The following is a 15,001-nucleotide window of genomic DNA, read 5'->3' on the forward strand; positions in this document are numbered from 1 at the left end:
CACCCCACACAAGACGAGGACAATGACATGACCACCAGCGATCTCGACATCGCGATCATCGGCGCCGGGCCGGCCGGCCTGCTCACCGCGCTCCGTTTGCACCAGAAGGGCTTCCGCCCGGTCGTCTACGAGGTTGTGCCCGAACTGAAGCCGCTCGGCGTCGGCGTCGACATCAAGACCGTCGGCACAGCCGAGATCGACGGTCTCGGCCTGCTGGAGGAGTTCCGCGCGATCTCCGTCGACGCGGAGGACTCGATCTTCTACAACCACTTCGGCCAGGAGATCTACGCCGAGAAGTGCGGCGTGCACATGGGCTACCTGCACGAACAGCGCTTCGTGCACCGCGGCACCCTCCAGATGCTGTTCCACAAGGTCGCGCTGGAGCGGCTGGGCGCGGACGCGATACGTCTGGGCGCCGGTGTCACCGGCTACGCGCAGGACGACACGGGCGTGACGCTCGACCTCCGGCACGACGACGGCCGCACGGAGCAGGTGCGCCACGCGGCGGTCATCGCCTGTGACGGCATCAAGTCCGCCATCCGCAGACAGATGTTCCCCAACCTTTCCGAGCCGCACTTTTCCGGCATCACCATGTGGCGCGGCACCACGGTCATGGAGCCCTTCCGCAACGGCCACACGATCCTGCACATCGGCGACCCCAACACCGCCTCGATGATCGTCTACCCCATCGCCGACAACTTCGAGGGCACCGGCAAGACACTGGTCAACTGGGTCGCCGAGACCAACGGCGAGGAGACCATCGAGGACTGGAACCAGGTCGGCGACATCAGCGAGGTCATTCCGCTCTTCGACACCGTCGATCTGCCGTTCCTCGACGTCCGGCGGATGATGCGCGAGGCCCGCGAGGTCTACCTCTTCCCGTTGATCCGCCACGACCCGCTCGACAACTGGGTCGACGGCCGGGTCGTCCTGCTCGGCGACGCCGCCCACGCGATGTACCCGCGCGGCGGCAACGGCATCACCCAGGCGATGCTCGACGCCCGCGTCATCGTGGACAAGCTCGCCGAGCACCCCGACGACCCGCACGCGGCCTTCGTCGCGTACGACGCGGCCCGCCGCGAGGGCGTCAACCGGATCGTGATGAACATGCGCGGCGAGGGCTACGAGGTCATCCGGCGCATGGTCGCCGAGCGCACCCGGGGCACGCGCTTCAAGGACATCGAAGAGGTTCTCCCGCTCGCGGAGGCCGACGGGATCTTCAGCAAGTACCACGCGCTGGTCGGCTCACCCCGGCCCGGATTCGAGGCCGGCGAGGCGACCGGCTACCGCACCGACGACCTCGACGAGTACGGAGCCAGGGCATGACCGTCGCCCCGGTGGTCCTCGCCGACGCTGCCACGAGCGCGGCGATCCTCGACGTGGAGGAACGCCGCCGGCGGGCACTCCTGGAGGTCGACCTCGACACGCTCCGCGACCTGTACGACGACTCGCTGATCCACACCCACGCGCCCGGCCTGACCCACACGAAGGCCCAGCTCCTGGAACACATCGCCACCCGCGCGCCCTACAGGGGCGCGACCCGTGGCGAACTGACGATCCGTGTGATCGGCGGCGTCGCGATCATGACGGGCCGTCTGATCAACCGCCTCGGCAGCCCGGACGGCTCCGAACGCACGGTCGCCGGCCAGGTGATCCAGGTGCTGCGGCAATGCGAGGACGGCGCCTGGCGCTTCGTCAGTTTCCAGATGACCCCGGATGGCGAGCACGTCTGGGCCCCCACCGCCGAGGAGAAGGCCGGCCTCGACAGGATCGCTCAGGAGGAGCAGCAGTGAAGATCGCACGCTTCCACACCGCGGAGGGGCCGACGCGGCTCGGCCGTGTCGACGGTGACCGGGTCACCGACATCTCTGACGTCGTCGGGAACACGTCGCTGCGGGCGATCCTGCCTCTGCTGCCCTCGCTGAAGCAGGCGGTCCTCGCCGCCGACGGCCCGTCGCACTCGCTGGCCGACGTGGCCCTGGAGGCCCCAATCGACACCCCGCAGAAGTACCTGGGCATCGGCATGAACTACAGGGAGCACGCCGAGGAGGCGCGTGCCGCGGGCATCCCGATCCCCGAGAACCAGATGTGGTTCAACAAACAGGTGTCCTGCATCGCCGGCCCCTACGACGGCATTGTGAAGCCCCGCCTGTCCGACGCGCTGGACTACGAGATCGAGCTCGGCGTGGTGATCGGCCGCCGCTGCAAGCACGTGTCCGTCGAGGACGCCCGCTCGGTCATCGCCGGGTACCTCGTCGCCAACGACGTGTCGGTCCGCGACTGGCTGCAGAAGAAGTCGCCGACGTTCACGCTGGGTAAGTCGTTCGACACCCACGGCCCGATCGGCCCGTGGCTGACCACCGACGACGAGATCGCCGACCCGCACAACCTGCGGATGACGCTCACCGTCAACGGCGAGATCCGCCAGGACTGGCCGACGAACGACATGATCCACGATATCTACGAGCAGATCGCCTATCTCTCGCAGGTCTTCACCCTCATGCCCGGCGACATCCTCGCCACCGGCACGCCGGCGGGCATCGGCGCGCCGACGGGCGACTTCCTCAAGACCGGCGACGTCGTCCGCGCGGAGATCGAGGGCCTCGGCCACATCGAGAACCGCGTCATCGCCGAGGGCTGAGCAGCCATGAGCACCCGCACCAGCATCGGCCTGCCCGGGTTCAGCCACGTCAACCCGATCCCGGCCGCCAGCCGGATCGGCCCGTTCGTCGCGACCGGTGCCATCACCGGCCGCGACCCGGTGACCGGCGAGATGGCCCGCGACGCCGACCAGCAGTTCGCACACGTCTTCGCACACGTGCGCACCCTGCTGGCCGGACTCGGCGGTACCACGGACGACATCCTCAAGATGACGTTCCACCTCGCCGACCCCGGCGACCGCGAGGCACTCAACCGTGAGTGGCTGGCGATGTTCCCCGACCCGGACAGCCGCCCCGCCCGGCAGGCGATCGCGGCCCGGCTCGACCGCGGCGCCGTCGTCCACTGCGACCTGCTCGCAGTGCTCAGCACCTGAGGAAGGACCCATGACTCATCTGCCCACCCCCGGCGGCTCCTCCCCCGGCGCCGTGACCTACGAGGCACCCGTCACCATCAAGCGGATGCTCTTCGCCACCTGGGCGCTGCTCGACTCGCTGCGCCCCGATCTCAAGACCGCGGCCGTCGTGCCCGACATGGACGCTCCGGGCCGTGAGGACTGGGACTTCATCCCCAAGCCCGACCGGGCCGGCATCCCGCTGCACGCCCTCGACCGGCACCAGAAGGTCATCGCGCACTCTCTGCTCAAGGCCGGCCTCAGCATGCGCGGCTACAGCCAGGCGCTGTCCGTGATGGCCACGGAGAACATGCTGCGCGAGCTGGAGGTGATCGAGCGCGGCTTCGGTGTGCTGGCCGGCAACTTCCGGGACCCCGAGGGCTACTGGTTCAGCTTCTGGGGACGGCCCGGCTTCGAGGACACGTGGGGCTGGCGGGTCATCGGTCACCATCTCTCACTCAGCTACACGATCATCGCCCAGCGCTACCTCACCGTCACCCCGCTGGCGATGGGCGCGCAGCCGGTCGGCGCGGGTGTGCTGGACGCACTCGGCGAGAACGAGCGCCGGGCCCTGGCGATCCTGCGTTCGCTGTCCCCCGACGCCCAGGAGCAGGCCGTCATCCACGAGGTCGCGCCCGCCGACTTCGTGACCCGTCAGGTGCCCCGCGTCGGCGCCGAGGAATGGCCCGACTGGGTCGACCTCGGGATCGCCGGCTACGAGACGACCGACGAGGACCGCGAACGCCTGCGCTTCGTGAAGGCCGACCCGTCGGGCATCAGCGGCGCCGACCTGACCGGTGATCAGCTCCACGCGGTCCGCGACCTTCTCCTCTACTACGTGGAGACCGGTCCCGACGAGCTGGCCCGGCAGTACCGCGAGCAGGTACTGGCGGCCGACCCGCGCGACATCCGTTTCGCCTGGGCGGGCGGACGGGAGGCGAACACCGCCCACTACTACCGGATCTCCACGCGTGACCTGCTCATCGAGGCCGACAACGCGGTCGCAGCGGGCCAGCACGTCCACACGGTCTGGCGTGACCTCAACAACGACCTCGGTCACGACCTGCTGATCGACCACTACGCGCGGCACGGCCCGGACGGCCGACACCTGCGACGCCGGCTGGAGTCGAACCGGCCGGCCGAGGACGCCCCGCTCGAAACCGAGGGGTGGTACGTCCCGGAGGTCTATGTGAAGCACTGACCGACGCGTCGAACAAGTCGATGATCGCCGGGCGGCCGGTCAAGGGCGGCTCGGCGGTCAGGCACGAGCGGGCACCGCACGCAGGGGGCAACCCGGATGGGAAATCCCGTGGCAGAGAAATGCAGAGCCGTGAGTGGCCGGGCCCCGGTCCAACGACGGGGTGCCGCTCCCGCAATTACGGACGACCAAAAAGGCTCGCCCGCGAGATTTCACGGCTGAGCCTTTTCGGCCGCGCGGACATTCGTCTCGTCCAGAAGGATTCTCTGGTTTTGTTCGCCGTCGCCACGACGGCCGATATGCAAGAGAGCGCCGGAATTCCGGAAAGGATCCGGGCCGTGAGCCGGTAATCGGACCGAGGGCGTGAGGACTTCCCCGCCCGCCGCCGGGGACGGGCCCGGCAGAGGCGGGCCGCAGCAAAAGAGGCGCCCGCCAGGAGGGGCACCCCTCCCCGAACGCCCTAGACGGAGGCGTCGATCTCCGACCCGCCCGTTTCAAGGACCTGGAGGCGTTCGTGGAGAGCCGCCAGCGCCTCCGTAGCCTGCTCAATCGCCGCCCGGTGCTCAGGACCGAGCCCGTCCAGGGCCTCCCGGATCGGCGCCGCCCAGCTCTCCGCGATGGCCTCGTGCTCCGCACGCCCGGCTGCGGTGGACTTGACCCGCGTGACGCGACGATCCTCGGGACTGGACTCCTTGACGACGAAGCCGCGGCCGACCAGGACGCGGATCGCCGCGCTCACGTTGGGCTGGCGCAGCCCCAGCGCCTGGGCCAGCTCGCCGACGGTGGATCCCGGCGCGTCGATGACCTGCTTGAGCAGGGCCAGTTCGGTGGTGGGGATCGGGCCGACGCCCGCGCGCTCGGGTGACCGTCGGTGGACGGTCCACCCGAGCTCACGCAGGACGTCGGCCAACTCGCGTCGGCGAGAGGGAAGGCTCATCCCGCTTATCTTAATGGGCCCGCCTCGCGTGTGAGTACGGCTCAGAGGGGCTGAGCCATGACCTCCAGGACGTGATCGGTGGCGGCCACGTTGTCGAAGCCCGGCTTGCGTCCCATCTCCCACTCCGCGATGTCGAGCGAGGTGTCGACGACGAGCTTGCAGCGCTCGAAGCGGCGGTCGGTGTACTCCGCGAAGGCCTCCTCAAGGTCGTCATGCTCGGCGAGGCAGTCGGCGAGCACGACGCCGTCCTCGATCGCCTGAGCGGCTCCCTGGCCGAGGTGCGGCGTGATCGCGTGGACGGCGTCGCCCATCAGGACGATGCGGCCCTTGTGCCACGGGGCGTCCACAATCAGGGACTCCTCCGGCCGCAGCACGATGTCGCAGTCGTCGGTGACGAACTCTTCGCGGATGCGGCCCATGAAACCGCCGAACGGCGCGAGGTACTCGCGCAGCTTCTCGCTGCTGTCCAGGCCCGAGTCCGGCTCCTGCTTCTCCATGCGGGCGTTGTAGAAGAGGTAGGCCAGGTCCTTGCCGATCGGGACGAGACCGGCCATGCCCTCGGGGCCGGCCTGCAGGATGATGCTGTCGATCTCGGGCAGGAGCGGGATGTTGACACGGTAGGCCGACTGTCCGATGTAGTAGGGCGCGACCTCGCCCTCGACGACGTGGCCGCGGGTCCTGGAGTAGACGCCGTCGGCACCGACGACGATGTCGAAGCGGCGGGTGGACCCATCGGTGAAGCCGACGTCGACACCGTCGCCGTCGTCCTTGAGCTCCGTGAAGGTGGTCGAGTACCGGATGGTCACGCCCGCCGCGACGGCGTGCGAGGTCAGGATCTCGTGCAGTTTGGGCCGGGTGAGGCCGTTCATCGGGGGCAGGTCGACACCGGGGACGGGCGTGCCCGGCATCTCCTTGATGAAGGTGCCGTCGGTCGAGTAGAGCCCGCCCCAGCGCTTGGCCGGGTAGCCGGCCGCGACGCAGTCCTGGGCGACACCGATCATGTCGAGCGCGCGCAGAGCGTTCATCGGCTGAATGATGCCGACACCGTAGACGGACGAGTGGACGTCGGAATGGAGCTCGACAACCGTCGTGTCGTAGCCCATCTTCTGGACGGCAATAGCGGTCGACAGACCACCAATGCCACCACCGACAATCAAGATCGAACCTCGACTCATAGCCATTTCCCTTCGGCTCCGCGGTGTAACCCGCGGTCGGGTGCACTGTGGCGTGCACTAGAAGGAAAGATACGAAGTCATATATATGTTGGTCAATGGTTCTGGCGGATGGATTTAGGTGATGTGCCGCGCCTACGACGGCTCCTCAGCCCTGGTCCGTGTGGTCCGCTGTGGGGGGAAGCAGTGGGAACAGTCGAGTGATGAGGGCCACCGGTCGAGCGCCATCGGGCCGGGCCAGGGTGCGTTGTTCGCGGTCCTGGTAGGGGGCGAGCGCCCGTCGGATCACGCTCGCGACCCGGTGCACCTCTTCCGGTGTCAGGTAGGCGACAGCGCTGAAGGCTTCGTCGAGGCGCCATTCGGACGGCGCTTCGTCTCGCTGAGTCAGCCATCGCTGCCAGCTCTCGTCCTCCAGCCCGCGGGCCAAGTCGCCGAACCGCTCTTCGACGGGACCGTCGACATCGGGGGCCTGCTGCCTCAAACGCCAGGGACGTGCGCGGCCTCCGCTGTGGGGGGCCTCTTCGATGTATCCGTGACGTGCGAGTTGCCGTAGATGGAATGAGCAGAGGCCGGAGCTGTAGCCCAGTTGAGAGGCGGCCTCGGTCGCCGTGACCGCGCCTGCTTCGGCGAGCAGGTCCAGCAAGGCGGTGCGGACCTCATGCTCGCGCAATTCCTGGCCCGTGCCGGCTGCCTGGTCATCAGGGGCGTTGACATCATCTTCAGTCACTTTGCAAAGTCTGCTACTTTGCAAAGCGCTTGGCAAGCAGCAGTCCTGCCGAAGGCATCAGCCGCGGTGACCTCCGCGGCGTTTGTGGCGTATGCAAAAGGGAGACAGCCATGTCTGTTCGTCACGAGCGGTCCCGTGCCGTCGACAGACGAGTCCGTGTCCAGGGCCGCGCAGTGGACACGTATCCGGCTCTGCCGCCTGAGGCGGAACGGGGTTCAGTTCGCAGGGTCACGGTGGTGGGCGAGGAGGTACTGAGTCATCCGTGCCGGGAGGTGACCGAGTTCGGGACTCCGGAGTTGTCGGCGTTGATCGACGACATGTTCCTGACGATGCACGTCGCCGACGGCGCCGGTCTGGCCGCCAACCAGGTTGGCGTCGACCTGCGGCTGTTCGTGTATGACTGCCCGGACGACCATGGAATCCGGCATGTCGGTCACATCATCAACCCCGTCCTGGACCTGCCCGATCCGAGGAGTCGGCGGCTTGTCGACGAATTCGAGGGCTGCCTGTCCGTGCCCGGTGCCACCATGGCGGTCCCCCGCACCGATCGCGCTGTCACTCGTGGGTTCGACCAGGACGGCAACCCTCTCGTCATCGAGGGGACGGGTTACTTCGCCCGGTGTCTGCAGCATGAGACCGATCACCTCGTCGGCCACACGTATCTTGACCGGCTCTCGAAGCGGGACCGCAAGGAGGCGTTGCGGCAGATGGAAGCCCTCCGTGATGACGTCTTCGCCCGACGCGCGATCAAGGCCACCCGCCTGGGCCGATGAGACGCTTGACGGCAGCGGCGAGGCGGCCTTACCGCTCCTCGGCGACCTCGTGGAGCGCGGCGAGGGAGAGGGAGAATGTGCGGCGAGGCTTCTCCAGCGCGGCCGGTCACTCCGCTCGAAGGCCGGCACCCGCTGGCCGGGTCGTCCGGGTGGCGAAGACGGAGTGCGGGGCTTGGGCGGAGGCCCGACCTGACCCGTCGTACGCGAGTTGGCCTCACGGCAGGTCGCGGCGGCCCAGCCAGGCCGGCCGTACCGGCACCCCGTCCGCGTCCAGCTCGGGCTCCCGCTCCGCCGGTGCGGGAGCGGGCGGGGGTGCCTCGGGTACGGGCTCCGGGGGCGCCTCGACCACGGGTTCGGGGGCCTTCGGCGCCGCCGAGTCCTCCAGTAGTTCCGCCACCGTGAACCGGGTGATGAACGACTGCCAGGCCCCGTCCACGACGAGCAGGCATCCGTCGCCGACCCGCAGGAGTCGACGGCGCTTGGGGCTGAGGGGGTGGGTCGGTGAGTAGCGCCGCGCCTGTCGCTCCAGCTCCGCGAGCGCCTCCTCCCGGGACCCCGTGACGTGACCCACCACCTGGGCCTCCGTGTGCTTGCGCTCCCCGGTGCCCACGGTCGTCTCAACGACCAGGCCCCACACGCCCGTTTCGCTCACCGCGTCACCGGCGTGACGAACCGGGCCGTCGGATCATCCGCGGTTCGCCTCGGCGCGGCCTCGTACGAGCTGAGTTTGCCGGGGAAGTGGTGGTGGACCAGTGGGCGTGAGATGCCCGCGGTCGACGCTGTCCCGTCGGTGTGGACCCTGTCGGGCGAGCGGCGGCTGAGCGGGGCGAGCGCGACGCCGGTCAGCTGCCGACGACACTCCTCGACGCCCGTTCTGCGGCCCACCCCTGTAGTCATACGAACACCTTACCGATCGACTCCAGCCTGCGAGCGGGCCGGACCAGGCATCGGCGCACGCCTGTTGAGCGCCGGCGCCCTCGGGGCTGGGGCACCCGCCCGTAGGCGTGCGGGGTGGTCGTAAGGCCCCGGCAACGGGCTGATGGTCACCGCCGACGCCCACGTCTACTCCACCGATTCAACCGAAGCAGTACCGCGCTGGACCATCCCGACGTACGAACCCGACCTATGAACCACATCCCGCCGTGAAGGGTGCCCAGGGAACCCAGTTGAGCCGGACGGTTCAGCCCGGCACACTCGCCCGATGAGCCACAGCACACAACCGGGCCACGGGGACGGGCCCCGGTACCGGGTTCGCACTGAGCACGTCGAAGCCGCTTTCCCGCCGAACTCCGTCGAGGCCCCAGCAGCAGCGTCAGCCTTCGGTGGGCGGTGACGTGCTGCCCTACGTCTATCAGGTCACCAAGTACGATCCTGCCGACCGCGATCAGCACGGCCGGTACACCGGCGTCGAGCCTGCGACCAGTGACCACGGACCGGTCGAAACCGCATACCTCCAGGCCATCGTCGCCTTCGCCGAAGAATCCGGTGTCGAGCAGTTGTCCGTCCGTGAGCCAGAGATCGGCGGATTCGCCCACTTCGGCCTGGAGCCACCGATCGACGGCTACGGCCTGGCCGACGTATTTCCTGCGGGCCTCACCGGGTTCCACGACGGTGCCCTGGTACCAATGGCCGCCGGCCTGGAACTCGTCCGGGCCATGCTCCGCGACCACGGCGCCTGGTGCCGGCTGGAGGCCGAGGGAGCATTCACCGTGCACGTCGGCTGGGACCAGTACCTCTACATCGGCAGCAGCCGCCCTTGCGAAGCGGCGCTGGCCCGCACCCGCTCGCTCGGGCTCTTCCCGGAACGCCTGCACGCGTCGCCGTACGACTTCGCCCCCGATGACCCACATCACCTACAGCGCCCGGCCGACGCCGACTTCTGGGCACGCCTGCGGTGGACGGTCAGCAGCCACCGCGCCACGTTCCTGGAGGAGACCTACGCCGGGAACGCCTCCCGCTGGCACCGCCTCACCCGCGACAACATCGAGGCAGTGCGCTCCCAGCTGGCCCCTCGCGCCCAACTGGCCGTCTGGCCGGACCTGCTCACCGGCGTGGACGCGGCCATGGACTCTCTGCCCGAGGAGGGGCTGGTGGAAATCCTCTGGGAGGACGAGGACGGGTGGATCACCAGCATGGTCGTGGACGAGACCCGATTCGAGGCAGCGGCCTCCCGGATCACCGGCGCGCGTGCCGCCGGCGTCGTATCCCTGGCCACCGATGAGCGGCATCCGCTGTTCACCGCTGTACTGCCCGACAGCGACGGCGTTCTCCGTGCACGCCGGCAGACCGAACCAACGCCCAGCGACCGGGACTGGGCGTTCCTGAAGACCCTGCGGCGCGGCCAGGTCGTCACCGGCACGGTCACACTCATCGCCGACTTCGGCGTCACGTTCGTGGACATCGGCGGCTTCACCGCGATGATCAACATTCCGGAACTGTCCTGGCATCCGATCAACTACCCGTCCGACGTCGTCAGCGTCGGCCAGGAGATCACAGCCGAGGTACTCGACGTCGACATGGTCCGGGAACGAGTGCCGCTTTCGCTCCGAGCGCTGCAGGAAGACCCGTGGCCGCGGATCGCACAGCGAATCGGGCGGGTGGTCACCGGGCCGGTCACCCGGATCGTCCCGTTCGGCGTCTTCGTCCGCGTCGAAGACCGGGAGGACGGCTTCGAGGGGCTGGTGCACAACAGCGAGCTGAATGAGTCGTCCGAGAAGGGCATCGAGGTCGGTGACGCCCTCACTGTGAAGATCATTGGGGTCGATATAGCGCGCCGCCGCATTGCCTTGTCGCAGGTCCAGGCCCGGACCACCCTGCGTCAGGGCGGCAGTGGGGACGGATCGGTATGAGGAGGCCAGGAGGCCGAGCCCGACGGGGCATGGCCGCGCTTCCGGCGGCCCGGGCGTTTTCCGAGATCCGCCATCCGGCCGGAGGCGCACCGCACCTGGCGCAGGACGCGAGGGCCGGTCGCAGACCGGGCATCCCGTCGCGGACGAGATGCCCGGTGTGCGGACACGGGAAGGGGTCGTCAGCTGGTCCAGAGGACGGGGCTGCCGCTGTAGCCGTCGCCCTCCTCGAACGAGGCGACCGCGATGGGATCGGTCTTCGTGGCACTGAGCGAGCAGGTCTCGTACGAGGCGCCCTTGGTGCTGAAGTCGCGGGGGGCCGTCTCGTTGTCGCACTTGCCCGGAAGGTCGCCGATCAGAATGACGCCGGTGGGCCGGCCGCCTTCCAGCTTGCCGCGCAGCCTCAGCGATGAGTAGGACAGGTCGGTGCCGCCGACGTTCTCCACCTTCATCCGGATGTAGTAGGGCGTCATGCCCTTCGCCTTGTCACCGAATGGGGCCATGTCGGCCTCGGCACCCTTCTCGATCGCCGTGACCGTCACGGCGATGGTGCCCTTCTTCTCGGTCCCGTACTTGAACGGCAGGACCGCTCGGTCACCGATCTTGAACTTCGTGCCCGGTGCGGCGACGTCACCACTGGGTGCGGCGGAAGCTTCGTCGCTCGGGTCTGCGGACGGGCTCTCGCTGCTCGGGTCGGACGAGGCCGGGGCGGAGGCGGAGGCCGAGGGCGAGTCCTGCGCCGACGCAGAGTCCTCGCCGTCGTTGCAGGCCGTGAGCCCGAGGCCCAGGGTGGTGAGGGCAGCCGCGAAGACTATGCGTCGCATGTGTGTCATTTTTACCTAACTTGCGGTGGGGGCTGCGCGGTGCGACAGCCGGAACGTGCAACAACTGGACGAGACGTCCGGCCGTACGACCGGACGCGCCGGAGCGACACGGCGACGGCAGCGCGTCAACGAGGCGCGCCGTGACGCCCATCTCAGACTGAGGCAGGAATGACACAGACTCGTCGCAGACAAGGCACAGCCGTGCGACTCTCCGGGAGGACGCGAAGCCCGGTTCGGTCCCCGCTGCTCATGTAGTGCGGGCGGGCGAGGATCTGCTCCGAGCGGGGGGGCCGCCATGCGTGGTGGGTCTGACGGTTGGCCGTTCGGCCCAGTGATCGTCGATCCGCCGGGGCGAGTTCGAAAGGCGCCGGGCTGCGGGGCGCCTGACGGATACCGGATGCCGGGTCGTAGAGTCAGATGCTGGTCTTGTGGCCTCAGTCGTGCGTGATCACTTCTCGGGGTGGGGCCAGGTCGCCACCAGTGCTTGGTGGTCCGGGAAGCGGGGGCCGGGGACTGTTTCCCGGGTGGGTTCGCCGTTGAGCCAGCACACCTGCTCGGGGGCTCCGTCGCCGGTGTCGAAGAGGCAGCACACTCCGCCGCCGGCAGCGGTGAGGTCGGTGAACGCCTTCCTGATGGTGGTCGACCGCGCGAACAAGCGGCTCATCTCCGATGTCGCTGCCCAGCACTCCATCGACGCGTAGTCGGGGTGCAGTCGCGACTCGAAGCGGATCGTCACGTAGATGTACCCGACCTGGATGCGTCGGGTCGGCTCGGGTTCAGGGCCGTCTGTCCGCGCGTACTCACGCAGTGCGTCATCGACGTCGAACATGAGGGTCGTGTCGAGGTCGAGGTTGCCGCTCGTGGAGCAGTCGACCGGGTCGCTCGTGAAGTTCGACGTGAACGGGAGGGCGAGCCGGTCGCCGTCGGGCAGGGTGATCTCAAGCGGTGGCGGCACGGCACGGGCCGGTGGCGCCAGTTCCGCCAGACTTGCCAGAGCCCCGGCGATGTTCCGAGGGCGTAGATAGATGTCGTAGCCGTAGATCAGGCCCATTTTTTTTCCTCCCCGTTTCCGGTCGAGTTCGCTGCCGCACTGGAGGGCGGCTGCCGGCTCAGGTTCGGCGGGGTCGTGAGGCGACGAGGCTGGATCTGCGGACCACCAGTTCGGGTTGGAGTACCACCCTGCGGTGCTCGTGCGCGTCGCCATCCGTCTCCTCCAGCAGCAGTTCCGCGGCGAGCGTGCCCATCGCCACCGCCGGCTGCCGGACCGAGGTGAGTGGAACAGCCGCCGCGGCAGCGAATTCGATGTCGTCGTATCCCACGATCGCGATGTCCTCGGGAACGCTCAGGCCCGCCGAGTACATCGCCTGGAGTACACCCAGTGCCAGCAGGTCGTTCGCGCAGAACACCGCTGTCGGCCGGTGTGCGAGGCCCAGGAGCCTGGCGCCCGCGTCGCGGCCGGCGGAGACATCGAGCCGCTCGGTGGTCACCTCCCGCAGGGCGTCGGGGGTGTGGCCGGCCTCGCGCAGCGCGTGGAGTGCCCCGGTGCGCCGGTCCCTGACCTGGCTCAGTGTCCTCGGGCCGCTGACGTACGCGATCGAGGTGTGTCCGGCCTCCAGGAGGTGGCGCACGGCGAGGGTGCCGCCCTGTACGTCGTCCACCGAGACGGAGCAGGTGTCGGGGTCGTCCCCCACCCGGTCCACGAGTACGAAGGGGATGCCGGAGCGGCGGAAGGTCTCGATGTTGCGTCCGCTGGCGTCGGCCGGTGTCAGGAGGACCCCGCGGACCCGCTGCTCGGCGAAGAGGGAGAGGTATTCCGCCTCGTCACTCTGATTCTGTGCGCTGTTGCAGACCATGACGCCGAGCCCTTTGTCCCGTGCGGTGCGCTCGGCGCCGCGGGCGACGTCCACGAAGAAGGGGTTGCCCATGTCGAGGACGATCAGGCCCATGATGCGGCTCTCGCCGGCCCGTAGCTGACGTGCCGATTCGCTGCGTACGTAGCCGAGTTGCTCGATGGCGGACAGCACTTTGTTCCGCGTCTCGGTGCCGACCCTGTCGGGGCGGTTGATCACGTTGGAGACTGTGCCGACGGACACACCGGCCGTCCGCGCCACATCCTTGATTCCAACCGTCCGAGATACCGAGCGGGACATCAGTGATCTCCTCCTTGTGTGTCGAGCGCGACGGGGAGGAGCTGTGACCGCTCCTCCCCGTCCTGCGGCTACCTTGCCATGCAGGCAGGGCGAGGCAGGGTGGGCAGGCGAGGTGAAGCACCTCGGTGAGCGGCGTCATCGCTTCGTCGGGGCGAGTGCGGGGCCGCATGCGCTGTTCCGGGCGGCCCCGCGTACGTACGTGCGGGTCGCGGGTCAGAAGTCGAAGTCGTCGATGTTCTTCTTGTCGAAGACGGTCGGCGTGGAGAGGGATACGACGCTGTCCTTGCCGATGGTGAACTCGCCGAGCTCGCCGGCCTCGAACTTCTCGCCCTCCCTGCCGGTGATGCGGCCCGACTCCAGGGCGACGGCGGTGTGGGCGGCGAGTGCGCCGAGCTTGGCGGGGTCCCACAGCTCGAAGGCGTTCACCGTGCCGTTCTTGACGTAGGCGCGCATGTCGTTGGGGGTGCCGAGGCCCGTCAGTTCGACCTTGCCCTTGTACTTGGAGCCGGACAGGTACTGGGCTGCCGCCTTGATGCCGACGGTGGTCGGGGAGATGATCCCCTTCAGGTTCGGGTGTTCCTGGAGCAGGCCCTGGGTCTGCTGGAACGACTTCTGGGCGTCGTCGTCCCCGTAGGCGGTCTTGACGAGCTTGATGTCCTTGTATGCAGGTTTCTTCAGCTCGTCCTTCATGTAGTCGATCCAGGTGTTCTGGTTGGTGGCCGTCTGGGCCGCCGAGAGGATCGCGATCTCGCCCTTGTTGCCGATCTGCTTCGCCAGCAGCTGTACCTGGGAGCGGCCGAGGTCTTCGGCGGATGCCTGGGAGACGAAGATGTTGCGGCAGTCGGTCTTGGTGTCGGAGTCGTAGGTGACGACGCTGACGCCGTTCTTCATGGCCTGCTTGAGTGCGGTGCACAGTGCGCCGGGGTCCTGGGCGGACACGGCGATGGCGTCGACCTGCTGCTGGGTGAGGGTGTTGACGTAGGAGACCTGCCCGGCGGTGTCGGTGCCGCTGCTGGTGCCGGCTTCCTTGTACGCCGAGCCGAGCTCCTGGAGGGCCTTCTTGCCTGCGGCGTCCGCCGTGGTGAAGTACGGGTTGTTCACCTGCTTGGGCAGGAACGCGACGGTGAGGCCCTTCTTGAGGGGGGCGTTCGGGTCGGCGGTGCCGACGGCCGCCGGTTTGCCGTCCTCCTTCCGGGTGTCGCTCTTGGTGGTGCCGCCGCAGGCGGTGGCCGCGGTGGCGAGGGCGACGGCTACCGCGACGGCGAGGGTGAGGCGCCGGGTCCTGACGGTGACGGTCCGGTTCATGACGTTCCTTCGGTTGA

General features: G+C 68.5%; 15 protein-coding genes and 1 pseudogene. 7 read left to right on the top strand and 9 right to left on the bottom strand.

The window, feature by feature from the left end; all coding sequences use genetic code 11:
- Nucleotides 1-27: 27 nt before the first annotated feature.
- The 5 genes from P8A18_RS00175 to P8A18_RS00195 are packed head-to-tail and all read left to right on the top strand — an operon-like array spanning nucleotide 28 to nucleotide 4,253.
- Nucleotides 28-1,326: an FAD-dependent monooxygenase gene (locus tag P8A18_RS00175; protein ID WP_306050497.1), complete on the top strand. Its 1,299-nt coding sequence runs from the start codon at nucleotides 28-30 to the stop codon at nucleotides 1,324-1,326.
- Entirely contained in the window at nucleotides 1,323-1,793 is a 471-nt protein-coding gene (locus tag P8A18_RS00180; RefSeq protein ID WP_306050499.1) for a nuclear transport factor 2 family protein, read from the top strand. The genes P8A18_RS00175 and P8A18_RS00180 overlap by 4 nt, the downstream gene beginning before the upstream one ends.
- Nucleotides 1,790-2,641 (top strand): fumarylacetoacetate hydrolase family protein, encoded by an 852-nt coding sequence (locus P8A18_RS00185; protein ID WP_306050502.1) that lies wholly within the window; start codon nucleotides 1,790-1,792, stop codon nucleotides 2,639-2,641. The genes P8A18_RS00180 and P8A18_RS00185 overlap by 4 nt, the downstream gene beginning before the upstream one ends.
- Nucleotides 2,642-2,647: 6 nt before the next feature.
- Nucleotides 2,648-3,034 carry a RidA family protein gene (locus P8A18_RS00190; protein WP_306050505.1) on the top strand — a complete coding sequence of 129 codons (387 nt, stop codon included), beginning with the start codon at nucleotides 2,648-2,650 and terminating at the stop codon, nucleotides 3,032-3,034.
- Nucleotides 3,035-3,044: 10 nt separating this feature from the next.
- Nucleotides 3,045-4,253, top strand: a complete 1,209-nt coding sequence (locus tag P8A18_RS00195; protein WP_306050508.1) for a DUF3500 domain-containing protein — start codon at nucleotides 3,045-3,047, stop codon at nucleotides 4,251-4,253.
- 457 nt (nucleotides 4,254-4,710) lie between these two features.
- Here P8A18_RS00195 and P8A18_RS00200 read toward each other — a convergent pair whose 3' ends face one another.
- The 3 genes from P8A18_RS00200 to P8A18_RS00210 all read right to left on the bottom strand — a co-directional run bounded on the left by P8A18_RS00200 (nucleotide 4,711) and on the right by P8A18_RS00210 (nucleotide 7,086).
- Nucleotides 4,711-5,187 carry a MarR family winged helix-turn-helix transcriptional regulator gene (locus P8A18_RS00200; RefSeq protein ID WP_306050511.1) on the bottom strand — a complete coding sequence of 159 codons (477 nt, stop codon included), beginning with the start codon at nucleotides 5,185-5,187 and terminating at the stop codon, nucleotides 4,711-4,713.
- Between the two features lie 41 nt (nucleotides 5,188-5,228).
- On the bottom strand, nucleotides 5,229-6,368 hold the full coding sequence (locus tag P8A18_RS00205; RefSeq protein ID WP_371933623.1) for an FAD-dependent monooxygenase: 1,140 nt from the start codon (nucleotides 6,366-6,368) through the stop codon (nucleotides 5,229-5,231).
- A 139-nt stretch (nucleotides 6,369-6,507) separates the two neighbouring features.
- On the bottom strand, nucleotides 6,508-7,086 hold the full coding sequence (locus P8A18_RS00210) for a winged helix-turn-helix domain-containing protein (protein WP_306050516.1): 579 nt from the start codon (nucleotides 7,084-7,086) through the stop codon (nucleotides 6,508-6,510).
- Nucleotides 7,087-7,196: 110 nt separating this feature from the next.
- Between P8A18_RS00210 and def the strand changes: the two genes are divergently transcribed.
- Nucleotides 7,197-7,859: a peptide deformylase gene (gene def, locus P8A18_RS00215; RefSeq protein ID WP_306050518.1), complete on the top strand. Its 663-nt coding sequence runs from the start codon at nucleotides 7,197-7,199 to the stop codon at nucleotides 7,857-7,859.
- A gap of 214 nt (nucleotides 7,860-8,073) precedes the next feature.
- Here def and P8A18_RS00220 read toward each other — a convergent pair whose 3' ends face one another.
- Both P8A18_RS00220 and P8A18_RS00225 read right to left on the bottom strand, forming a co-directional pair.
- The gene (locus P8A18_RS00220) at nucleotides 8,074-8,511 is read right to left on the bottom strand and encodes a hypothetical protein (protein ID WP_306050520.1); all 438 of its coding nucleotides are present in this window, start codon (nucleotides 8,509-8,511) and stop codon (nucleotides 8,074-8,076) included.
- 8 nt (nucleotides 8,512-8,519) lie between these two features.
- Nucleotides 8,520-8,756 (bottom strand): annotated as a pseudogene (locus P8A18_RS00225) (TetR family transcriptional regulator); the annotation flags it as partial.
- 425 nt (nucleotides 8,757-9,181) lie between these two features.
- Between P8A18_RS00225 and P8A18_RS00230 the strand changes: the two are divergent.
- Nucleotides 9,182-10,708 carry a S1 RNA-binding domain-containing protein gene (locus P8A18_RS00230; RefSeq protein WP_306050523.1) on the top strand — a complete coding sequence of 509 codons (1,527 nt, stop codon included), beginning with the start codon at nucleotides 9,182-9,184 and terminating at the stop codon, nucleotides 10,706-10,708.
- Between the two features lie 179 nt (nucleotides 10,709-10,887).
- Here the strand turns inward: P8A18_RS00230 and P8A18_RS00235 are convergent, their stop codons facing one another.
- The 4 genes from P8A18_RS00235 to rhaS form a co-directional block, all read right to left on the bottom strand.
- Nucleotides 10,888-11,538: a hypothetical protein gene (locus tag P8A18_RS00235; protein ID WP_306050525.1), complete on the bottom strand. Its 651-nt coding sequence runs from the start codon at nucleotides 11,536-11,538 to the stop codon at nucleotides 10,888-10,890.
- Between the two features lie 439 nt (nucleotides 11,539-11,977).
- The gene (locus P8A18_RS00240) at nucleotides 11,978-12,580 is read right to left on the bottom strand and encodes a hypothetical protein (protein WP_306050528.1); all 603 of its coding nucleotides are present in this window, start codon (nucleotides 12,578-12,580) and stop codon (nucleotides 11,978-11,980) included.
- A gap of 58 nt (nucleotides 12,581-12,638) precedes the next feature.
- Entirely contained in the window at nucleotides 12,639-13,679 is a 1,041-nt protein-coding gene (locus P8A18_RS00245; RefSeq protein WP_306050531.1) for a LacI family DNA-binding transcriptional regulator, read from the bottom strand.
- Between the two features lie 213 nt (nucleotides 13,680-13,892).
- Entirely contained in the window at nucleotides 13,893-14,984 is a 1,092-nt protein-coding gene (gene rhaS / locus P8A18_RS00250; protein ID WP_306050533.1) for a rhamnose ABC transporter substrate-binding protein, read from the bottom strand.
- Between the last annotated feature and the right edge of the window lie 17 nt (nucleotides 14,985-15,001).

The organism is Streptomyces sp. Mut1, assembly GCF_030719295.1.
In the GTDB taxonomy this organism is placed as follows: Bacteria; Actinomycetota; Actinomycetes; order Streptomycetales; family Streptomycetaceae; genus Streptomyces; species Streptomyces castrisilvae.